General features: G+C 70.2%; 20 protein-coding genes and 1 pseudogene. 13 read left to right on the top strand and 8 right to left on the bottom strand.

Annotation, left to right across the window (positions count from 1 at the left end; all coding sequences use genetic code 11):
* The first annotated feature begins 55 nt into the window (after positions 1 to 55).
* The 3 genes from ACFVU9_RS32035 (at position 56) to ACFVU9_RS32025 (ending at position 4,413) form a co-directional block, all read left to right on the top strand.
* Entirely contained in the window at positions 56 to 1,984 is a 1,929-nt protein-coding gene (locus ACFVU9_RS32035; protein ID WP_387599433.1) for a cellulase family glycosylhydrolase, read from the top strand.
* A 177-nt stretch (positions 1,985 to 2,161) separates the two neighbouring features.
* Positions 2,162 to 3,271 (top strand): hypothetical protein, encoded by a 1,110-nt coding sequence (locus tag ACFVU9_RS32030; RefSeq protein ID WP_387599430.1) that lies wholly within the window; start codon positions 2,162 to 2,164, stop codon positions 3,269 to 3,271.
* 47 nt (positions 3,272 to 3,318) lie between these two features.
* Positions 3,319 to 4,413 (top strand): hypothetical protein, encoded by a 1,095-nt coding sequence (locus ACFVU9_RS32025; RefSeq protein WP_380495771.1) that lies wholly within the window; start codon positions 3,319 to 3,321, stop codon positions 4,411 to 4,413.
* Between the two features lie 664 nt (positions 4,414 to 5,077).
* Here ACFVU9_RS32025 and ACFVU9_RS32020 read toward each other — a convergent pair.
* The 3 genes from ACFVU9_RS32020 to ACFVU9_RS32010 all read right to left on the bottom strand — a co-directional run bounded on the left by ACFVU9_RS32020 (position 5,078) and on the right by ACFVU9_RS32010 (position 7,011).
* Positions 5,078 to 5,857 carry a hypothetical protein gene (locus ACFVU9_RS32020; protein ID WP_387599427.1) on the bottom strand — a complete coding sequence of 260 codons (780 nt, stop codon included), beginning with the start codon at positions 5,855 to 5,857 and terminating at the stop codon, positions 5,078 to 5,080.
* A gap of 33 nt (positions 5,858 to 5,890) precedes the next feature.
* The gene (locus tag ACFVU9_RS32015) at positions 5,891 to 6,271 is read right to left on the bottom strand and encodes a hypothetical protein (RefSeq protein WP_387599424.1); all 381 of its coding nucleotides are present in this window, start codon (positions 6,269 to 6,271) and stop codon (positions 5,891 to 5,893) included.
* Positions 6,272 to 6,351: 80 nt separating this feature from the next.
* A complete protein-coding gene (locus ACFVU9_RS32010; protein WP_387599422.1) occupies positions 6,352 to 7,011 on the bottom strand; it encodes a hypothetical protein in 660 nt (219 codons plus the stop codon).
* Between the two features lie 431 nt (positions 7,012 to 7,442).
* Here ACFVU9_RS32010 and ACFVU9_RS32005 point away from each other — a divergent pair, with 431 nt between their 5' ends.
* Positions 7,443 to 8,054, top strand: coding sequence for a hypothetical protein (locus ACFVU9_RS32005; protein ID WP_387599419.1), 612 nt, complete (start codon positions 7,443 to 7,445; stop codon positions 8,052 to 8,054).
* Positions 8,055 to 8,314: 260 nt separating this feature from the next.
* On the opposite strand, the gene ACFVU9_RS32000 is transcribed toward ACFVU9_RS32005, so the two are convergent.
* The gene (locus tag ACFVU9_RS32000; RefSeq protein ID WP_387599416.1) at positions 8,315 to 8,818 is read right to left on the bottom strand and encodes an NUDIX domain-containing protein; all 504 of its coding nucleotides are present in this window, start codon (positions 8,816 to 8,818) and stop codon (positions 8,315 to 8,317) included.
* A gap of 119 nt (positions 8,819 to 8,937) precedes the next feature.
* Positions 8,938 to 9,201, bottom strand: coding sequence for a hypothetical protein (locus ACFVU9_RS31995; RefSeq protein ID WP_387599413.1), 264 nt, complete (start codon positions 9,199 to 9,201; stop codon positions 8,938 to 8,940).
* A 124-nt stretch (positions 9,202 to 9,325) separates the two neighbouring features.
* Here ACFVU9_RS31995 and ACFVU9_RS31990 point away from each other — a divergent pair, with 124 nt between their 5' ends.
* The 6 genes from ACFVU9_RS31990 to ACFVU9_RS31965 all read left to right on the top strand — a co-directional run bounded on the left by ACFVU9_RS31990 (position 9,326) and on the right by ACFVU9_RS31965 (position 11,332).
* The gene (locus tag ACFVU9_RS31990) at positions 9,326 to 10,192 is read left to right on the top strand and encodes a helix-turn-helix transcriptional regulator (protein ID WP_380495754.1); all 867 of its coding nucleotides are present in this window, start codon (positions 9,326 to 9,328) and stop codon (positions 10,190 to 10,192) included.
* Positions 10,137 to 10,346 carry a DUF397 domain-containing protein gene (locus tag ACFVU9_RS31985; RefSeq protein WP_380495752.1) on the top strand — a complete coding sequence of 70 codons (210 nt, stop codon included), beginning with the start codon at positions 10,137 to 10,139 and terminating at the stop codon, positions 10,344 to 10,346. The genes ACFVU9_RS31990 and ACFVU9_RS31985 overlap by 56 nt, the downstream gene beginning before the upstream one ends.
* Before the next feature lie 77 nt (positions 10,347 to 10,423).
* Positions 10,424 to 10,630, top strand: coding sequence for a DUF397 domain-containing protein (locus tag ACFVU9_RS31980; protein WP_387599410.1), 207 nt, complete (start codon positions 10,424 to 10,426; stop codon positions 10,628 to 10,630).
* Between the two features lie 78 nt (positions 10,631 to 10,708).
* Entirely contained in the window at positions 10,709 to 10,885 is a 177-nt protein-coding gene (locus tag ACFVU9_RS31975) for a hypothetical protein (RefSeq protein ID WP_380495748.1), read from the top strand.
* Positions 10,872 to 11,081, top strand: coding sequence for a DUF397 domain-containing protein (locus tag ACFVU9_RS31970; RefSeq protein WP_387599408.1), 210 nt, complete (start codon positions 10,872 to 10,874; stop codon positions 11,079 to 11,081). The genes ACFVU9_RS31975 and ACFVU9_RS31970 overlap by 14 nt, the downstream gene beginning before the upstream one ends.
* Before the next feature lie 44 nt (positions 11,082 to 11,125).
* On the top strand, positions 11,126 to 11,332 hold the full coding sequence (locus ACFVU9_RS31965; protein WP_387599405.1) for a DUF397 domain-containing protein: 207 nt from the start codon (positions 11,126 to 11,128) through the stop codon (positions 11,330 to 11,332).
* Between the two features lie 20 nt (positions 11,333 to 11,352).
* Here the strand turns inward: ACFVU9_RS31965 and ACFVU9_RS31960 are convergent, their stop codons facing one another.
* Complete coding sequence (locus tag ACFVU9_RS31960) at positions 11,353 to 12,405, bottom strand: SMI1/KNR4 family protein (protein ID WP_387599402.1); 1,053 nt, start codon at positions 12,403 to 12,405, stop codon at positions 11,353 to 11,355.
* 186 nt (positions 12,406 to 12,591) lie between these two features.
* On the opposite strand from ACFVU9_RS31960, the gene ACFVU9_RS31955 reads away from it, so the two are divergent.
* Entirely contained in the window at positions 12,592 to 14,085 is a 1,494-nt protein-coding gene (locus ACFVU9_RS31955) for a carboxylesterase/lipase family protein (RefSeq protein ID WP_387599399.1), read from the top strand.
* Between the two features lie 44 nt (positions 14,086 to 14,129).
* On the opposite strand, the gene ACFVU9_RS31950 is transcribed toward ACFVU9_RS31955, so the two are convergent.
* Complete coding sequence (locus ACFVU9_RS31950) at positions 14,130 to 14,720, bottom strand: isochorismatase family protein (protein ID WP_387599396.1); 591 nt, start codon at positions 14,718 to 14,720, stop codon at positions 14,130 to 14,132.
* A 217-nt stretch (positions 14,721 to 14,937) separates the two neighbouring features.
* On the opposite strand from ACFVU9_RS31950, the gene ACFVU9_RS31945 reads away from it, so the two are divergent.
* Positions 14,938 to 15,897 (top strand): GlxA family transcriptional regulator, encoded by a 960-nt coding sequence (locus tag ACFVU9_RS31945; protein WP_387599478.1) that lies wholly within the window; start codon positions 14,938 to 14,940, stop codon positions 15,895 to 15,897.
* A 64-nt stretch (positions 15,898 to 15,961) separates the two neighbouring features.
* Here ACFVU9_RS31945 and ACFVU9_RS31940 read toward each other — a convergent pair whose 3' ends face one another.
* Positions 15,962 to 18,760, bottom strand: a complete 2,799-nt coding sequence (locus ACFVU9_RS31940; RefSeq protein WP_387599393.1) for a BTAD domain-containing putative transcriptional regulator — start codon at positions 18,758 to 18,760, stop codon at positions 15,962 to 15,964.
* A gap of 183 nt (positions 18,761 to 18,943) precedes the next feature.
* Here ACFVU9_RS31940 and ACFVU9_RS31935 point away from each other — a divergent pair.
* Positions 18,944 to 19,649, top strand: a pseudogene (locus ACFVU9_RS31935) (VCBS repeat-containing protein); the annotation flags it as partial.

Below are 19,649 nucleotides of genomic sequence, written 5' to 3'. Positions count from 1 at the left end.
ATGAGGTGGAGGACCATCAGGGACCGGTCCGTACCCTCACCATGTCGGGATCACCATGAGAAGACTCGCGATACGTCTGCTGTCGCTCGCAACGACCCTGTGCGCACTGGCCGTTGGCCCTCCCCCGGCCGCTTCGGCCGCCGCGGTGCAGGCGCCGGTGGCGCTCACCGGGGCCCAGCTGTCGGCCTCCTGGACGGGGCCGCTGAGCACCCGGGGGCGGTACGTCGTCGACGCCGGCGGGAACCGGTTCAAGCTGATGTCGGGAAACTGGTCCGGGGCGCAGGGCACTTGGGAGGGCAGTGGGGACCCGAACGACCCCGCGGACAACCAGGCCGGGCAGGTCTCCCACGACATTCCGCTCGGCCTCGACCGGGCGCCCCTGGCGGACATCCTGGCGGGCTTCCACGGCCTCGGGCTGAACAGCGTGCGGCTGCCGTTCGCGGACGCGATGATCCACGACGGCACGGCCGTCCCGGACGCCGCCGTCGCGGCCAACCCGCAGCTGCGCGGGAGCACGCCCCTCCAGGTGTACGACGCCGTGGTGGCCGCCCTCACGGCGGACGGGTTCGCCGTCGTCCTGAACAACCACACGACCACGTACCGGTTCTGCTGCGGACTGGACGGCAACGAGCGCTGGAACAGCGGCCAGTCGACCCAGCGGTGGGAGGACGACTGGCTGTTCATGGCGAACCGCTACCGCGACAACAAGCGCGTCGTCGGCGCGGACCTGCGCAACGAGGTGCGGCGGGACACCTGGGACGACCCCAACTGGGGCATGGGCGACGCCCACGACGAGTACGCCGCCTTCGAGGAGGCCGGCAACCGGATCCTCCAGGCCGACCCGGACCTGCTGATCATCATGGAGGGCATCAACTGGCAGGGCATCCCGCTCGCGGGCCTGCCGCACGGCCGGCCGATGCTCACCCCGGTCGCCACCCTCTCCAACACCCTCGTCGACTCCGGCAAGCTCGTCTACTCGGCGCACTTCTACGCCTACACCGGCCCCGCCAACACCGGCGCGGGCAGCGGTCCCGGCGCCACGAGCGACCCGCGCTACCAGGACTTCACGCCCGAGCAGCTCGCCGCGGCCGTGGACGACGAGGCGCTCTTCGTCACCCGGACCGGGCAGCACTTCACCGCGCCGGTCTGGATCAGCGAGTTCGGCGCGGGCGGGCGCGGCTCGACCGACGCCAAGGAGCACTCCTGGTTCGACACCTTCACCGCGCTCCTCGCCGCCCGCGACGCCGACTTCGCCGTGTGGCCGCTCGTCGGCTGGCACAACAATGGTGTACCGCAAGACAGTTGGGCACTCCTGCACTACGACGCGGCCGGACGGCGGCTGAGCATCGAGGACCCGGGCGACTGGCGCGCCGACGACTGGAACCGGCTGGTCACCGCCCCCTCGTACACCGGGCAGGTGCCGGACGCGCCGCACTGGAACATGCTCGACCTCGACCACGCCGACCAGAACGTCTCCCGGCACATGCTCGCCCTGCCGGACTGGAGCAGCGGCAACCGCAAGGGCGACTGCCCGGACGGACAGCGGCTGATCGGCCTCGGCCGCGGCTCGGGCCGCGGGCTCTGCACGGACGCCGGGCAGCCGGGCACCGGCGCTGGCGAGTGGGTGGCGGTGACCGACGAACGCTACGTCACGGGCGGCGACTGGGCCTCCGGCTACAACAAACTCCAGTGCCCGGACGGGGACTTCGCCGTCGGCTACAGCGTCCGCAACAACGCGATGGCGGCCCTGCTGTGCGCACCGGCCACCGGCCCGCTGCCGACCACCGGACGCGTCCTGTGGTTCGACCACGGCGACAACCGGCCGCCGGCGTCGACCGGTTCGGACTCCGCCGCCGGCGACTGGGCCCCGGGCTCCTACAAGGGCCAGTGCGCGGCCGGCGAGTACGTCGCGGGCGTCGCCATGACGTGGCGCCGGCTGCAGTACGGCGTGCCGGACGCGCTGCTCTGCCGCCCGCTGGGCTGAGCCGCTCCCCGGGCCGCCCTCGTGCGGAGGGCGGCCCGACCTCCCTTTCGGGTCGCGGACTTGGTTGATCACCCAGTTCCGGGGCGTTCGCCCTGTGCCGGGCACCAGTAGTCCCTACGATCGGGCCGTTGCTTCAATCGGTCCGCCCTCGTGCCACCCGACCCTGGAGGAACCCTCATGGCTTCACGCCCGATCTTCCGCCGCACCAAAGACGTTGCCCCGACCCGCCGCCTCACCTCCGCCGGAACGGCGCTGGTCGTCGGCGCGCTGCTCGTCCTCGCGGCGCCGGGCACGGCCGCCGCCAACAGCGTCGCCGTCACCGTGAAGACGCCCGGCGCCACCAGCGGGCCCACCACGATCGACTCGTCCATCTCGACCAGCGCCCACTGCACCAGCGGCCTCGTCTCCAGCGGCGGGATCGACCAGACCAACGGGACCGGCGCCGGGTCGAACGGCAACCACGTCCTCGGCACCGAGCCCAGCTCCGACGGCAGCACCGAGTACACCGGCACCACCGGCGTCGTCGGCACCGACGTGACGTACTGGATCGCCAAGGGCGGCAGCGGCGGCCAGGTCAACGCCGGCTTCTCCACCACCCCGTACGCGCTGTGCCTGACCAGCACGCTCATCAACCACACCCAGGTGGTGATGAACAAGGCCAACACGCCCACCAGCGCGGCCACCGTCGGCCTGGTGACGGCGAGTTGCCCGTCCGGCACGGCCCTGCTGGGCGGCGGCGCACTCGTCACCCCGAACAACACCGGCAACCTGAAGGCGATCGCGAGCTTCCCGACCTTCAACGACGCCGCCCACGACTACGGCCAGAAGGCCGCCGCCGACGGGGACACCAACCCCAACGCGTGGAGCGCCGTCGGCTGGGACAACAGCACCAACACCGGCAACGAGACGTACGCGTACGCCATCTGCAGCGGCAGCGGGATCAACGTCAGCGGCGTCACCGTCAAGGTCCGCTTCACCGAGGCGACCGGCCCCAACACCGGCGGCACCGGCCAGAACACCACCGCCACCTGCGGCAGCGGCGACGGCAACCTGATCTCCGGCGGCGCGGCCGTCAGCGGCGGCTCCGTCACCACCACCGACTTCACCGGCCCCGGCTCGGCCGGCGACCACCTCAACGGCAGCTACCCGAGCGACTCCAGCGGCAACCCGGTCTCCGACGGCACCACCACGGCCGTGTCCTGGACGGCGTTCACGCACACCGGCGGCACGGGCTCGACGACCACCCACTCCGACGTCTGGGCCCTGTGCGCCAACGACGGCGTCTGAACCCCCTGAAGCACCTGAAGCACCTGAACCACCGGAAGGCACTGACAATGAGACCCTCTCTTCTGGCCAAGGCGGCCGTCCCCGGCGCCCTGCTCGCCCTCGTCGCGCCGAACGTCGCGCACGCCGACTCCGCGAGCGTCACCGTGGCCAACCCCGGTGCCACCATCGGACCGGCGACGCCCTTCACCGGCGTCTCGGCCCACGCCGACTGCGAGGACGGGCTCGTCTCCGGCGGCGGGATCACCCAGACCACCGGCGACGACCGGGCCGGCAACGGCAACCACGTGATGGGCATCGCGCCCGGCGCGGACGACCTGAGCGAGTTCACCGGCACGCCCGGGGTGGTCGGGCAGGACGTCACCCACTGGCTCGCCTTCGGCGGCAGTGGCAGCAACTACAGCCCCGCGTTCTCCAGCACGCCGTACGCGATGTGCCTGGACAGCAACCGGATCCGGCACACCCAGGTCGTCATGAACAAGGTCGCCGGGCCCTCGCTCTCGCAGGACTCGCGCCTCGTCACCGCCACCTGCCCGACCGGCACCCGGCTGATCGGCGGCGGCGCCCGCACCACCCCCGCGAGCGTCGGCAGCCTCAAGCCGATCGCGAGCTTCCCCACCTTCGCCGACGCCGCCCACGACTTCGGCAAGAAGGCGGCGGCCGACGGGGAGACCAACCCCGACTCGTGGACGGCCGTCGGCGGCATCGGCGGCGGACGCGACAGCGGCAACACCACGTTCGCGTACGCGATCTGCACCGGGGACCACGTCAAGGTCAAGAACCTGACGACGAAGGTCGGCTTCACCGAGGTGGCCGGCCCGACCGTGGCGGGCACCTCCGGCACGGCGACGGTCGGCTGTTCCGACGACGCCGACGAGCGCCACAGCCACTGGAGCCTCGTGAGCGGGGGCGCCGCGGCCAGCGGCGGCCACGTGACGACGACCGACTTCTCGAAGGCCGGCTCCGGCGGCACCCACCTCGTCGGCAGCTACCCGAGCGACGCCGACGCCACCCCGGCCGAGGACGGCACGGACGACCCCGACCACTGGTCGGCCACCGTCCACGTCGGGGGCTCCCCCTCGCCGAACACCTACACCGACGCCTGGGCCCTCTGCCTGAGCACCCACCCGGTGCACGGGGACTGAGAATCGGCTGAGCCCCGGTGCGCGGCGCGCCCGGGGCTCAGCACGCCGTGACGACCTCAGCCCCAGGTCCCGACGCACCCGAGGGACGGACCGTCCAAGGGTTCGACCCTTCTCCTCGGCCGCAGCACTAGCACTCGACCTCGTAGGCGCCACCAGTGCACGTACGAGAGTGATCACTGTGGTCCAGGGAGGCGAGCAAGACGATGAGGCCGAAGACCAGAGTCAAGCCGAGAAGTATGACCCCGCAGCCGGGCGACGGATTGTGGTCTTTGTAGTCCATGCGTCCCCCTTCCCCCTCTACCTAGTGCTCCCGGCGCGTTCCAGCCACCCCCGTACCGAGCGCTGCGAGCGAGGTCCCTGACCGAGCATGCCGGGCGCGTCGAAGTGCTGGGCACGCACGACTCGTTGGCCGGCGGCCACCCTGACCGGGACGGTTGAGCGGGGATCGGCGGCCAGGGCCCCGGACCTCCGCTGGGCTGCCTCCAGGGCCGGGGCATCCAGCAGTTCCGGCCCGCCTGCCTCGGCCAGAACTCGGCGCAACGCCGGACCGGCCGAGTACTCATCGCTCGTCATGGCGGACCGGTGTCGGCCGCTTGCTGTGTCCGGCCCCTCTGTTCGCAGGAAGTCGGCCGGGCCGACTTCCTGCGCACAAGCCTGTCCTGCGTCAGGACGGATAGACGATCGAACCCAGCGGCGGGCAGGGGATGAGCATCGTGCCGATGCCGGGGCGTTCGACGAACGCCCGCGCCTCGGCGGCCTGTTGGCGGCGGGTGTCCAGATCGTCGGCGTACCAGGCGTCGCTCCTGGCACGGGTGTAGTCCCACGAGCCGTCGATGAGGCCGAGGCTGACGTTGCCGGCGCTGCGCTGGAAGTCCGCCTTCACGGCGGCCTGCCGGAGTGCGGTCTGCGTGGCGGCGAGGTCGAGGCGGGTGATCAGCACGCCGGGGGTGTTCGGCTCGCGGGTCGGCATGGGGGCCTGCGGGAGTAGCGACACCCCGGTGTCGAGGCGGCCGATGTTGTCGACGGTCGCCTGCTGGGCCTCCCTCGCCGCGATGTGTATCTCCCGGTGCAGCCAGAGGAACTCGTCGAGATCGGCCGGGGTGACGCGCATCCGCTCGTACAGGGCCCTGAACCGGGGATCGCGGTGCAGCGGGCGCACGAGCGGCATGTGGAACGCCACGCAGTCGTTGAACCCGTTCACCACCGCGGCGTCGAAGTGGAAGAGGCCCTGGTCCACCTGTCCCTGCGCGATGGCCAGACCACCGAGACCCGAGTGACCCGACGCGACGAGCCACCTGCCGTCGGGGCCGAGCGCCGTGGCGCGCGCGACGACGTCGTGGAGGCCCGCGGTGACGTCGACGCCCCGTGGGGCGAGGCCGTGGGTCATGACCGCCACCGAAAGGTCGTGCATGCGGGCGGTCAGTGAGGTGACGGTGTCGGCCATGGATCTCCTCGGTGGTGGTGAGGTGGCAGGTGCTCAGGCTTGGACGAGCCGGCCCTCTTCAAGACCGTCGAGGACGAATCCGTTGTCGAAGCGCACCCGGTAGGTGGTCCGAGCGCCGGATCCGGCGTCGAACGCTCCCACCCGGGCGACCTTCTGGCGGAGGTCCTCGACGAGGCTCGCCGCGAAGCCGTCGAGCCGGGCGCCGCGCATGTGCTGATCGAAGCTCGCGAGGTGGTCCTGGCCGACGCCGCCGGCCGCCGTGGTCGAGCTCACGACGGTTCCCGCCAGGCCCTCGGCAAGGAACAGCGGGCCGGGGACGCCGATCCCGGTAGCCGCGTCACCTGGGGTGACCTGCGTATCCCCGGTCAGCCTGACCCTCGTGCCGGTCTCGTACGGCATGGGCGTGCCCCCCATCGTTCGATCTTGGGCTGGATCGCCGCCAGCGTAACCGAGTTGACTTGGGGAGAAACGGTGTTCGGCAAGACTCGGGAGCTTCACGACTCGGCGGGCCGGTGAGGGTTCATGGGCTTGGCTTGACGCCACGTCACGACCGCCCGGGCTCCGGCGAGCAGGTCGGTGAGGATCTCCTCGTCGCAGGTGCCGTCCGACTCCGAAAGGCTCCTCTCCAGCGCTGCCACGTCCCTGCCGATCGGATCCATGCCCATGTGGTCGAGTGCGAAGGTCAGCAGCTTGCGGTGCCGGGGGCCGTCCGCCAGCGCCCGGGCACGGAATAGCTCAGCTCGCAGACCCTCGGCGTCAAGGACCTCGCATCGCGCCGCGAGGGCGTAGAAGTCTCTGCGGGCCCAACCCACAATGGTCTGGAAGTCGTGCTCGCACAAGGTGTCCTGGAAGCAGGCCAGGAGAAGGGCGGACCGGGCGGTGAACCATGCGGAGCCCGAGATCAGGACGCAATCCACCTGCCCGGCCCGAAGCCGCACGCCGTCGGCGACGAGCCGGCGGGATTCGGGCTCCGAGGGCTGTTCCGTCGATCTGACGCGACGAAGCTCGTAGAAGAGGGATCGGTACGTGTCCAACGACGGCTCGTCGTCGTCAGGTCGGCGCGCGTGATGTTGGGCAATGACAAGCGCGCGCTCGATGATGTCCGTCTCGTTCCGGCCCAGGAGGGCGCCGCCTGGCAGTAGGTCGACGGTCATCTCTTCCGGATCGACACCGATTTCCAGATACCGGCCTGCGACTTCGTTGATGGCCGTCTGAGTCCAGCGGGGACCTCTTGGGATCCGGCGGGCGGGACGGGTCGTACTGCGAGCCAACCACCGCTGAGCGCGGATGGCGCCGGGCGGCCTACGCGCCATCGGCCTTTCGGGTCTGCATCATGGCGCCCATCATGCCAGGGCCGACGGGAACAGTCAGCGGGTGGGCCCGGCGGAAAATGACAGCACCGACCCACCGGCCCGGATTCAGAAGACCCTCACCGCCGGTCAACGGTCGGCTCGCAACCATCTCCACAAGCTCGCGCTGGACGTCCACACGCACTCGATCAGATCTGCGCTCGACCGACCGCGACGCCGATCCGGCCGGATATTCCACTGCCCGCCGACAGCACGATCGACTATGTTGCGGTGTCATGAGCGGCGGCGGCCAGTCGGTGGACATTGCTGGACTCGATGGCGCCTGGAACAGGTCGTGGCCCAAGTGCCCGCCGGTGGCGCACCGCCTGCGTCGCCAGTTCCGAGAGCGCTGGGTCCGCTTCCACGCCCTCCCGGAGGGCAAGAGGTACGCGACCTCGGACGCCGAGCACGCCGAGATCCTGCGTCGTCACCACACGCTTCTGCAGGATCTCCTCGGCGACGTCACGGTCGGCGGCGGAGGCTTGGTGGCGATCACCTGCTCCTGGTCCGCGACCGGTGTCCCGACTCCGCGAGATTCTGCGGTCGCTGCCACCACGCCCGGGGCCGCGCACTGGCGAAGCGATGACCTGGCCACCGACCCGGGCTTCCACTCGTGGCAGCACCACTACGTCTCCGCGATGGACCTGCACGACCCCGCACTGGACCGGCTCCTGCTCTGCGTGGCCGACGACATGACCGACGGCGTCATCCTGACCGGAGCCGGCTGTGCATGGGCTGTCCACCCCTATGACGGCGGCGTGGACGTCTTCGCCGGGAGTACCGAGGTACGCGACCGACTCGCCGGCAGGTTTGCGGAGTGGCTGCCGTCGACGCGGCAGGGGACATGAGCCGGAACGGCGCCAGGAGGATTCGGGCGACTCGGCAGCTCTGGCCAGGCGGAGATCAGGTCGCTTCGAGGCGAGCGCGGTCTCCAGCAGAAGGATGAGCCAGGGCGGAGCGGCGGCGGCGATCTCGGTACGCGGACCCACCTGGGCCGGAGTGAACACCCCTGTCTCGGCGCCTCGTTGATGGCGTGCAGCAGGCGCCCAGCACTTGGTGGGCCCGGTTCCCGCGTTTCGCTTCCTGTGCAGAGGCTGCGGGCCAATGGTCAGCGGATCGGGACGGGGATGCCTCGGAGGAGGAGGGGGCGGCCGGAGCCGTGTTCCCAGGCGTCCCAGGCGTCGTGGACGCGGCGGGCCTGGTCGGGCGGCATCACGGTGTCGAGCAGGTAGCAGGGCACCCAGTGCAGGGCGCGGATGTTGGCTGGTGGGCGGTGCAGAGTCACGGCCTTGGCCTGGCGTGGGGTCACGATGCCGCCCGCGTAGACGAAGTTGATGCCCTCCGGGTAGTTCTGGCGGGAGACGTAGTCGACCGTGAGGATCGTCCGCAGCGGCAGGACGAGCCCGGTCTGGGACTCCAGGTGGCGGCGGGCGGCGAGGTGGGGGAGCTCGTCGGCCTCGGCGCTGCCGCCGGGGAGGGTGTAGCCGTCGCGGTAGACCGGGTCGACGAGGAGGACGCAGAGTTCGCCTCCCAGGTCGGCGTTCTCGTGGAGGACGAGCGCCTGCTGGCCCAGGCGGCGGGCGGGCGGCTTGCGCATGAGGTGGTCGTTCAACTCTGCTCCTGGAGCTTTGACTTGGTTGGGTGCAGTTCCCCGAAGGTGTTCCACAGCGGCAAATCCGCCGGCGGCGAGGGAACTCACGTGGAGCCAGGCGAGGAGGACATCGCCCGGATTCACGCCGGCTCGTCGTTGAGGAGCCGACGGCGGGAGTGGGCGCCCGAACCGGGGGCGATCTGCCGGGGATTGAGGACGCTGACCTGATCGGCCCGCGTGGTCCATTCGATGCCGCCGCCGATGGGCCGGAGGTACATGACGCCCGCGCACTGCTCCATGAAGACGCCCTCACGCGGCAGGCCGTCGTCGAGGTGCCCGCGATCGATCACCACCTCGTGGAGAAGGGGGACTTCGGACAGCACGGATCTCTGGTCTTCGAACATGGGGGTCTCCGTAGTCGCACAGCGCTATCGGTGCATCACCTGGTGTAGCCATGGTGGCGTGATTGCCCCTACCATCGGAAGGGTTTCAGATCTCTAGTTGACTCGACTTTAAAGGTGAACGATCTTGGCCCGTAGACAAATTGATCCAACGTCATCTCCCCTCGCCGCACTTGCGGTTCAGATCACCAGGTCGCGTGAGGCAAAGGGGCTGACACAGATCGAGCTCGGCAGGCGAGTCGGGTACTCCAACGTCTACATCTCGAATGTCGAGGGCGCCAAACAGGCCCCATCTTTAAAGTTCGTAACTCTCTGTGAGGCCGAGCTTGGGACCGACGGTTCACTTGAGCTCCTGTGGTGGAGCTGGAAGAACGGATCGTTGATCCCGGGTTTTCCGGAGTACGCGGCCAAGGAGCGAGAGGCCTTGGCTATCAGGCTCTTCGAGGTGGACATGGTGCCGGGCATACTGCAACACCCGGACTACAGCGCCGCCTACGAGTCAGCTCCGGTTCGACGCGGAGAAGCAACGCAGGAACAGGCAGACGAGCGACTACAGCTCCTGTCCGTACGTCAACGACTCCTGGACCGCTCGACTGTCCACGTGGCCCTCGACGAGGCGGCCATTCGACGTCCGATCGGCGGGCCGGCCGCCATGGCGCGCCAACTGAGGCACTTGGAGCACCTGGCAACACAGCCCAACATCGTTGTGCAGGTCGCTCCTTACGCACTCGGCGAGGAGCGCCCGTTCTCGCATTCAGTGACGCTGCTCACCCTGCCGAACCGCACGATGGTGGGGTACACCGAGACGCTGCAACGAGGTTTCCTGGAACAGGACTCCGGGGTCGTATCCAGATGGGCAGGACAGTACGATCGGCTGCAGGTGAACGCCCTCAATCAGCCAGACAGCCTGGCCATGATCAGGGAGGCTCGGAAGGACTATGAACGGGATGCAAGACGACCTGACCGGCGCAGCATGGCGGAAGAGCACCTATAGCAACGGACAGGGCGGCTGCATCGAGGTGGATGACTCGCACCCTGGCAGGGTGCGGGACTCCAAGGACCCTCAGGGGCCGACCCTCGTGTTCCCGACCTCGGCCTGGCGATCGTTCGTCTCCGCCGTCCGAGCTGGCGAGTTCGGCGAGATCTGAACCTCCGAGACGGTGGAAGCGCTGCCCACGACGGCATCGCTTGTGACCATCAGCACGGCACGAAGGGGCTGTTCAACATGAAGGTTGGCCTGACCGGCGCTTCCTGGATCAAGTCCTCGTACTCCAACAACGGCGGTGACTGTGTTGAGGTCACCTCCGACTTCCCCGGTCTCCTGCCCGTCCGCGACTCCAAGGACCCCCAGGGGCCGGCCCTGATCTTCCGCACCGAGGCCTGGCGGTCGTTCGTCTCCGCCGTCCGGACCGGCGAGTTCGGCGAGATTTGAAGCGCTGGACGAACTCTGCACGACTCAGGCCGCCCGCTCTACCCGAGCGGGCGGCCTACTGCGCGAGAGGGGGCGCTGGTGGTCTCCGCACTGCTGACAACCCCGGCCCTGCCCACCGCACCGGCCACGCGCATGCCGCAGCGCACGATGTGGAGCAAGGGCTACGATCCCTTCAAGTCGGACCTTGCCCGGGCCGGCTCGCTCAAGCTGATCAGGCTGGTGCGGAGGAGTTTTGAAAGCCATGCAGCACATTGACCTTTCCAGCGCCCAGTGGCGCAAGAGCACCTTCAGCGGCCAGGGCGGTGACTGCATAGAGGTCGCACCCAACATTCCCGGTCTACTGCCCGTCCGCGACTCCAAGGACGCTCAGGGGCCGACCCTAATCTTCCCCGCCGAGGCCTGGCGATCGTTCCTCGCCGCCGTCCGGGCCGGCGAGTTCGGTGAGATCTGAAGCCTCGGAGGAGATCCGCAAGTTCACCGCGCGAGAGGAACATCATGACCCCTCAGGTGCACCCGACCGGCGCCTCATGGCGGAAGAGCACCTACAGCAACGGCGGCGGCGGCTGCGTCGAAGTCGACGACGCGCACCCGGGCAGGGTCCGTGACTCCAAGGACCCCGATGGCCCCGCGCTCGTCTTCCCCGCCGAGGCCTGGCGGTCGTTCGTCTCCGCCGTCCAGGCTGGTGAATTCGGCGAGGTCTGAACCTCCCCCGGCCGCCCGCTCTACCCGAGCGGGCGGCCTGTTGCGTCCCCAGCCACAGCGGCGAGTTCGTCGAGCAGGGCGGCGACGGCGGCGTCGGTGAACCGGTAGCCGTCCACGGTCTCGGTGAGGTGGCCCGAGGCGATGCGGGAGTTCCACCACTCTTCAAGGCGGGCGGGGCCGTATCCGCCGGTGCGGAAGCCGTACGGCTCGTGTGCCGGGCCGCAGCCGGTGATCATGAGCTCGTACGTCGCCAGCGTGCAGGATCCCTCGGCCTGCGGAGGCGTCTTGAGGTACTGCTCGAATGAGTCGACCCGGTTGAAGCTGGTGAACAGCCAGAACAGGTAGTCGTACATCAGCATGGAGCGCGCGTCGGAGTGAAGGGCGAAGAACCCCTTGTCCCGCACGACGGCCTCCGCGAGCGCCCGCATTCTCCGGTCCGCGTCGGGCAGCACGTCCGCGACCTCGCCGAAGGCACGCAGCAGGACCGGGGAGAAGCTGCCGTCGCGCACCATGGCGAGCTCGGCGAGCCGGTCCTCCTCCGAGGTGTCGTAGACGGACTCGTCGACCAGGCCCGTGACGAACGCCTCGAAGTTCTCCGCGACCAGGGTGATCGCGAAGTCGTTCTCCTGGTCGACGTGCACCACGGTCGGCTCGCCGTCCGGACCGCACGCGCGGTAGTCGAGGGCGAGCATGTCGTGGCCTGCCGAAGGCGTGTCGGCGAAGTAGACACCGATGTCGGGGTACTCCCACATGTCGATCCAGAACAGGCTGCCGAACTCGCCGCCCAGCGACTGCGGCCGGGCATGCCCGATGCCCCGGATGCCGGTGATCTCGATGTAGTCGTCGGCCCAGGACGTCGGCTCGGCCATGGGGAAGCAGGTCCGGGTGGGAATGCCACCGTTGTGCGCGGTCATCAGCGCGACATAGGAGTCGGGCAGACGGTATCCGCCGAGCTCGTCCTCCAACGCCTCGATCAGTTCCCGCGAGGGCGGCGCCTCCTCCACGTAGTCCTTCAGCGCGTACGGCGAGTCGTCCCAGAACCCGGCGACGTCGAAGCCCTCGAAGTGTCCCACTGCACCCTCCCGCGTCAACTCGTCCGGCGATTGTACGTTCGGCCCCGCGCGCGGACCGCGGTCGCCCAATCCCCTATCACTACCGCGTGATACACCTGTATCATCAGGAGCCTCGGCCAAGGTGCCGAGCTTCTCTTCCGAGCCATGCATCCAACCCATGCCTCCGACCCGGAAGGTCCTCCGAACATGCCAAGAATCTCCGCGCTCCTCATAGGCGCGTTCCTCACCGCACTCGCCCTGCCCGCTACACCGGCCGTGGCCTCAACGCCTGTTGCCGTCACTGACGCGGGAACCGTCCAGGGCACCGCCCACGACGGGTACCGCACGTTCCAGGGCATCCCGTACGCCGCCCCGCCCACCGGCGATCTCCGCTGGCGCGACCCGCAGCCCGTCACTCCGTGGTCCGGCGTACGTGACGCCACCGCACCCGGCAACCGCTGCCCCCAGGGCGCCACCGGCGACGAGGACTGCCTCTACCTCAACGTCACTGCCCCACAAGGCGCCAAGCGCCGCCCGGTCGTCGTCTGGCTGCACGGCGGCAGCTTCACTGGCGGCGCCGGCAGCGACTATGACCCCCACCGCATGGCCGTCGACGGCGACGCCGTCGTCGTGACGGTCAACTACCGGCTCGGCATCTACGGCTACTTCGGCTACCCCGGCCTCGCCGGCTCCGGCGACTTCGGGCTCGCCGACCAACAGACCGCCCTGCGCTGGGTGCGCCGCAACGCGGCGGCGTTCGGCGGCGATCCCGGGAACGTCACGCTGGCCGGGCAGTCGGCCGGCGGGATGAGCGTGTGCTCCCAGCTCACCTCGCCCTCCGCCGCAGGGCTGTTCGACAAGGCGATCATCCAGAGCGGGTCCTGCCTCATCGACTACCCGAAGGCGCTCTTCTGGCCGACCATGCCCGCCGGCTCGCCCTGGACGAGCCGGGCCGCCGTCGAGTCAGCGGGCAGTGCGCTCGGCACCGCCCTCGGCTGCACCGACGTCGACTGCCTACGCCACAAGCCCGCCGCCCAACTCGTCGACCATCTCGGGCAGTTCGCCAAGCCCGCGTACGACACCTCGCTGCTCCCCACCGAACCCGCCCAAGCGCTGCGGGAGGGCCGGTTCAAGCGCGTCCCGGTCCTCCAGGGCGGCACGCGCGACGAGCACCGCGGGTTCGCGGCCGTCCTCAACCTCGGGCACCCGATCACCGAACAGGGCTACCACGACCTCCTCGTGCAGAGCTTCGGCGACCAGGCCGATGCCGTCGCCGAACGCTACCCGGCGAGCGACTACCCCTCCCCCGCCGTCGCCTGGGCCACCGTCGCCACCGACCGGATATGGTCCTGCCCCACGCTGGCGGGCGACCGCCTACTCGCGCGCCACATCCCCGTGTACGCCTACGAGTTCGCCGACCGCACAGCCCCCGTGTCGGCCGGCCTCCCGCCCGGCTTCCCCTACGGCGCCTACCACGCCTCGGAGTTGCCGTACCTGTTCGACGTCACCGGCCTGCCGGCCACGCTCGACGCCGACCAGCAGCAGCTCGCCAACCGCATGATCCGCGACTGGGCGCGCTTCGCCACCACCGGACACCCGTGGCAGCGGTTCGACGACAGCGAGGCGCACAGCTTCACCACGGACGACGGACCTCGGACCGTCGACCTGGACGACGAGCACAACTGCGACCTCTGGACGTGAAGTTGCCTGAGGGGTGCCGGAGAGCCGGCACCCCTCGGGTCGGTTCAGACAAGCGACGCGTGCGACGGCACGACCACGCCGTACAGGTCGGCGATCGTCGCGAGCGCTCCGTCGTGGATCTGCCCGGCGGGCAATTCCCCCCCGCCCGACGGCAGGGTGCGCGTCGCGCACGCGTCGGCGACGACGGTCGGCCGGTTGCCGCGCAGGAAGGCGCCGGCCGTCGTGAAGGCCACGCACATGTGCGTCATGAAGCCGGCCACGACGACGTCCTCGTGCCCGGCCGCATCCAGCCGCTCGCCGAGGTCGGTGCCGACGAACGCGTCCGGGACCTGCTTGACCACGACGGCCTCGCCCTCAACCGGGGCCACCGCCGGGTGGATCCGCCCGATCTCGGCCCGGACGTCGTACGGGGTGCCCTCGCCGCCGTCGTTGACGATGTGGATCACAGTGGCCCCGGCCTCCCGGGCCCGGGCGAGGAGCGCGGCACCGGCGTCCAGGGCGGCCTGCCAGCCGTCGAGCTCCATCACGCCACGGGTGTAGGTGTTCTGGTAGTCGACCATGATCAGCGTCGCGGCGGCGAGCGAGGCGGGCGTCTCGTCGAGGCCGTTGAGCGCGCGAAGGGTGGTCGTGGACATGGGTGTACCGCCTCGGGTCGATTCAAAGGGAATGTCGGTCACTGCGGTGACCTGCGAGAACAACGCTAGGCGCGCTCACCGCACGTCGGCAATGCCGTCTAACATGCAGAAACCGACATCACCGACTGCGACACCACCGACTGCGACACCACCGCCTGCGACACCACCGAAGCTGGGAGACGCCGTGGCCCCCGCCGAACGACTCATCGTCATCGTCATGTTCGAGGGCGTCGACCTGCTCGACGTCACCGGGCCGCCCGAGGTGTTCTCGCTCGTGCGGCGCGAGACGGACGACGCCACCGGCTACCGCGTCGTCCTCGCCGCCGAGACGGCCGCCCCGGTCACCACCGCCGCCGGGGTGCGCGTCCTGCCCGATGTCACCTTCGACGAGGCGGCCGGGCGGGCGATCGACACCCTCCTCGTGCCCGGCGCGGTCGAGGTCGACGGCGAGCGCCGGGTCAGCGCCGTCACCGATCCCGCCGTCGTCGCCCGGGTGAAGGAGCTCGCCGCGCACGCCCGGCGGGTCGCCTCCGTCTGCGTGGGCGCGCACATCCTGGCCGCGGCCGGGCTGCTGGACGGCCGGCGGGCCACCACCCACTGGTCCACCGCGGGCCAACTCGCCGCCGAGTACCCGGAGATCGAGGTCGACGCGGACCCGATCTTCATCCGCGAGGGCGACGTCTGGACCGGCGCCGGCATCAGCGCCTGCCTGGACCTGTCGCTCGCGCTCGTCGCCGACGACTTCGGCGAGGAGCTGGCGCTGCGCGTCGCGCGGCAGCTCGTGATGTACCTCAAGCGCCCGAGCGGACAGAGCCAGTTCAGCGTCCCGCTCGAACCGGTCTCGACGACCCGGCGGACCGAGGACCTGCGCCACCACATCACCGCGAACCTCACCGCGCCGCTCACCGTGGCCGACCTCGCCGCCCACGCGCACGTCGGGGAGCGGCAGTTGACCCGGATCTTCAAGACCGAGCTCGGCACGACCCCGAGCGCCTACGTCGAGTCGGCCCGCGTCGAGCGGGCCCGCAACCGGCTGGAGACCACCGACGAGACGCTCGAACGCATCGCGTCCACCTGCGGGTTCGGCACCACGGACACGCTGGTGCGGGCGTTCCGGCGCCAGCTGGACACGACGCCGACGGAGTACCGCCGCCGCTTCCGGACCGTCCGGGGGTGAACCGGTCCGCGCCAGGCCCGTGCGGCGTACCAGGCCGCACTACCACGTGTGGAGGGGCGCCGTCTCACCGCGCAGGCATGGACTCCAGGCCCTTGAGGCTGGCGGTGATGACCTGCGTGAGGTCTTCCCGCTGTCCGAGGGCCAGCGCTCGGGTCCAGTAGCCCCGGGCGGCCGTCGTCTGCCCGAAGCCGGCGTGCACGGTGGCCGTCTCCTGCAATGCTGTCGCGACAGCGTTGTGGTCCCCCAGTTCCTCGGCGATGGACAGTGCCTCCTGCAGGGCTGACAGCGCGTCCTGGCGCCGTCCGAGGACTCCCAGGGCCTTGCCCAAGTCGGTCAAGGCCCTGGCCATCAGGGAGGGCAGACCGCTGCGGCGGAACATCCCGAGGGTCTGACGGTAGATCCGTTCAGCGGCCTCGGCGTTCCCTGTCTCCATGTGCAGTCCGGCCAAGGTGCTCAGGGCCAGGTGGGTGTCCCGACCGTTCACCCTCCGGAACAGGTCGATGGACTCCTGGACGGCCGTGAACGCCTCCTCGAGTCGGCCCTCCTCGTGGAGGATCACCGCCCTGATGAGCAGGACCACGGCCAGGCCACCCTTGATGCCGTCCTCGGTATAGATCTTCTCTGCGGCGTCCAGGTGGGTCAGGCGCCCGGCATGGTCCCGGGTGGCACCGGAAATCTTCGCGAGGACGAGGTGCAGAAGGGCCACGGCCCTCCGCTCGTTGTGGGCCTGCGCGAGCACCATGGCGTCTCTTGCGATGGCGCTCCAGTGGCCCTCCCACCAGTAGCCGGCTCCGTAGCCGATGAGCATACCGGCGATGTGCCAGGCCCGTTGGGGCCGGCAGGAGTCGCCCGCCCGGTGAACCACCTCTCTGATTGCCGGCATCTCGCGACGGAGCCAGGCCAGGGCTTCGTGGGGAGAGGCAAGGCGGGGCAGTGAGGCAGGGGAGGGAGCGGGTTCGGCCGCGAGGGTGTCGTCCCAGTACGGGGAGCACAGCAGGCCGGCGTGGTGGACCGCGTGGGCGTACCAGGCGAACAGGCGGTCCCGTGCAGCCTCCTGGACCTGCGGGGACTCCTGGGTGCGCGCCAGTTCGGCCGCGTAGCCCGCGACCAGATCGTGGAAGTGGTAGGTACGGGAGACCGACGACTGGAGCATCTGGGCGTCGACCAGGGTGTCCAGCAGATCGAGGGTGGTGTCCACGGGTTCGCCCAGCAAGGCCGCGGCCGCTTCCGGTGACAGCGGGTGGTCCGGCCACAGACCCAGTAGGCGGAAGGCCCGGGCCGATGCCGCCTCCTCGGCCCGGCCGCTGTCCAGGAGCGCCTGGTAGCTCATGGCGAACGCAGTGCGCACCGAAGTGTCCGCCGCGGTCGCCGCCTTCAGCGTCCTGGGCGGGCCCTCCAGCTGGTCGGCGAGCACGCTCAGCGACCAGTTCGGACGGTTGGCGATGCGACCTCCGGCGAGGCGGATGGCCAGCGGCAGGCCGCCGCACGCGGCCAGGATGCGCCGGGCGGCCTCCGGCTCTGCGGCGAGCCGGTGCTCGCCGCAGACGGTGGCCAGCAGATCACGGCCTTCCGGGCCGAGCGGATGCAACGGGACGCGAACGCCGTCCAGCTGCCCGGACGGAGCCCGACGGGTGGTGACGATCACCCCGGACGCGCCGGTCCCGGGAAGCAGCGCGGTGATCTGGGCGACGTCGCGCGCGTTGTCCAGGACCACCAGGACGCGGCGTCGTGCGAGGGCGGCACGGTAATGGGCGGCCCGGTCGTCGGGATGGTCCGGCAGGGTCGGCCCGCTGACGCCCAGGTCGGTCAGGAACCGGCCCAGTACCTCGTGGGGTTCGCGTCCGGGGCCGGAGCCGTAGCCGTTGAGATCGGCGAACAGCTGGCCGTCCGGGTACGCCGCCCGCAACAGGTGGGCCGCGTGCACGGCCAGGGTGGTCTTCCCCAGGCCGCCCATGCCGTACACGATCACCAACGGAACGGGCCCCTCGGGCTCGGCCGCAACGGTCGGCTCCGACAGGCGGAGCGCGGCGGTCACCAGCTCCAGCTCGGAGTCGCGGCCGACGAGCACGTCGGTGCGCCGGGGCAGTTGGGACGGGACGTCGGCGGCGGAGGGCCGGGGCGGGGTCCGGTCCGTGGCCAGGATCTCCTGATGGGCGTCGCGCACCGCGCGGCCGGGGTCGATGCCGAGTTCCTCCGCGAGTGCTGCACGCAGGTTCCGGTGCACCTCGAAGGCCTCCGGGGTACGGCCACAGCCGTGCAGCGCCAGCATGAGCTGGGCGTGGAACACCTCGTGGAGCGGGTGCTCGACGGTCAGAGCGGTCAGGCCCGCGATCAGCTCCCGGTGCCGGCCGGTGCGCAGGCCCGCGGTGAAGGTCCGTTCGAGCAGGGCGAGGCGGGTCTGCTGCAGCCGTGTGGCCTGCGGCGATCCGGCGAGCACCGGAACGTCGCAGAACGGCTCGCCCCGCCACAGGGCGAGAGCTGGCTTCCCCACCACCTCGACGGTCGACCAGTCCTGCCGGTCGAACGCGTCGCGGACGCGGTCGGCGGCGGCGGTGAACGCGATGAGGTCGAGTTCGTCCTGTTCCACGAGCAACGAATAGCCGTGGCGCGTCGAGCACAGCCGGGTCCCGTACGGACCGAGCGCCGTCCTCAGGCGGTTGACGTGGTTCTGGAGGGAGGACACCGCCGTACGGGGCGGTGCGCCCTCCCACAGCATGTCGACCAGGCGGTCTACGGGCACGCTCTCACCGAACCGCGCGGAGAGCACGGCCAGGAGCCTACACACCATCGGGCCGGGGATCTCCAGCCGCCGTTCGTCGAGTTCCACCTGCAGCGGTCCGAGCAGCCCGAGCCGGATTCCCATGTCACCGTCCCCCGAAGTGACGATTGCTCACACCGGTCCATGTCGATTGTGATCGCCATATTAGAGGACTGTGAGCGGCGAGCGGAACGATCGGCACAAGCGTCCGGTCGGGGGCGAACGGCGCCCTTGACGGCCCTGTCCCCGCCCGGTCGGCGACCCGTAATCCTCTTCTATGGAGAACGTATGCGCACGAGTAGCTCCCCTGTCCGCGCCGTATCCGTGATGCTCGCCATCGGTCTGTCCACGATCGTCCTGGGCTCGGCTCCGGTGCACGCCCAGTCGAATCCCGGAATCGATTACGTCATACCAGGGCAGGGCATACCGCCGACCGCGCTCACCGCTCGGGCAGCGGCACAGATCAGCCGCTCCGAGGTGCTGGCCAGGGCCCAGTCGTGGGTGGGGCTCGGCTTGCCCTACAGCTGGGACGCGACCCACGACGGGTACCGCCAGGACTGCTCGGGCTACGCTTCGATGGCCTGGCGGCTGGGCACCCCCGGCCTGGACACCACGAGTTTCATCCCCGGCGGAGTCGCGTCAAAGATCGAAAAGAGCCAGCTGAAGCCGGGCGACGCACTGCTGAACGACGCCGCGGGCAAGGACGGCCACATCGTCCTGTTCGACCGCTGGGCCGACGATGCCCACTCCTCCTACGTGGGTTACGAGTTCAGCGGCTCCGGCGTCCACCACCGCACCATCCCGTACCCGTACTTCCCCGACTACATCAGGGGCAACGGCTACGTCCCGGTCCACAACAACAGCGTCGTCGACGACGCGACCCCGCCGTCGAACCCGCAGGTGCCGGCCTCGTCGTTGGTGTCGGGCCGGGTCGCGACGGTGTACAACCCGGACACGAAGACCTCCGAGGCGTTCGCCATCGACACCGCCGGCA

The organism is Kitasatospora sp. NPDC057936 (assembly GCF_042887525.1).
Classification (GTDB): domain Bacteria; phylum Actinomycetota; class Actinomycetes; order Streptomycetales; family Streptomycetaceae; genus Kitasatospora.
This window is presented reverse-complemented; position numbering and strand designations above follow the sequence as displayed.

What these genes read in the sequence shown, in the direction of transcription:
- ACFVU9_RS32035 (WP_387599433.1), top strand. Translation starts at nt 56, where the DNA reads ATGAGAAGACTCGCGATACGTCTGCTGTCGCTCGCAACGACCCTGTGC.
- ACFVU9_RS32030 (WP_387599430.1), top strand. Translation starts at nt 2,162, where the DNA reads ATGGCTTCACGCCCGATCTTCCGCCGCACCAAAGACGTTGCCCCGACC.
- ACFVU9_RS32025 (WP_380495771.1), top strand. Translation starts at nt 3,319, where the DNA reads ATGAGACCCTCTCTTCTGGCCAAGGCGGCCGTCCCCGGCGCCCTGCTC.
- ACFVU9_RS32020 (WP_387599427.1), bottom strand. Translation starts at nt 5,857, where the DNA reads ATGGCCGACACCGTCACCTCACTGACCGCCCGCATGCACGACCTTTCG.
- ACFVU9_RS32015 (WP_387599424.1), bottom strand. Translation starts at nt 6,271, where the DNA reads ATGGGGGGCACGCCCATGCCGTACGAGACCGGCACGAGGGTCAGGCTG.
- ACFVU9_RS32010 (WP_387599422.1), bottom strand. Translation starts at nt 7,011, where the DNA reads ATGACCGTCGACCTACTGCCAGGCGGCGCCCTCCTGGGCCGGAACGAG.
- ACFVU9_RS32005 (WP_387599419.1), top strand. Translation starts at nt 7,443, where the DNA reads ATGAGCGGCGGCGGCCAGTCGGTGGACATTGCTGGACTCGATGGCGCC.
- ACFVU9_RS31995 (WP_387599413.1), bottom strand. Translation starts at nt 9,201, where the DNA reads ATGTTCGAAGACCAGAGATCCGTGCTGTCCGAAGTCCCCCTTCTCCAC.
- ACFVU9_RS31985 (WP_380495752.1), top strand. Translation starts at nt 10,137, where the DNA reads ATGAACGGGATGCAAGACGACCTGACCGGCGCAGCATGGCGGAAGAGC.
- ACFVU9_RS31980 (WP_387599410.1), top strand. Translation starts at nt 10,424, where the DNA reads ATGAAGGTTGGCCTGACCGGCGCTTCCTGGATCAAGTCCTCGTACTCC.
- ACFVU9_RS31970 (WP_387599408.1), top strand. Translation starts at nt 10,872, where the DNA reads ATGCAGCACATTGACCTTTCCAGCGCCCAGTGGCGCAAGAGCACCTTC.
- ACFVU9_RS31965 (WP_387599405.1), top strand. Translation starts at nt 11,126, where the DNA reads ATGACCCCTCAGGTGCACCCGACCGGCGCCTCATGGCGGAAGAGCACC.
- ACFVU9_RS31955 (WP_387599399.1), top strand. Translation starts at nt 12,592, where the DNA reads ATGCCAAGAATCTCCGCGCTCCTCATAGGCGCGTTCCTCACCGCACTC.
- ACFVU9_RS31950 (WP_387599396.1), bottom strand. Translation starts at nt 14,720, where the DNA reads ATGTCCACGACCACCCTTCGCGCGCTCAACGGCCTCGACGAGACGCCC.
- ACFVU9_RS31945 (WP_387599478.1), top strand. Translation starts at nt 14,938, where the DNA reads ATGTTCGAGGGCGTCGACCTGCTCGACGTCACCGGGCCGCCCGAGGTG.
- ACFVU9_RS31940 (WP_387599393.1), bottom strand. Translation starts at nt 18,760, where the DNA reads ATGGGAATCCGGCTCGGGCTGCTCGGACCGCTGCAGGTGGAACTCGAC.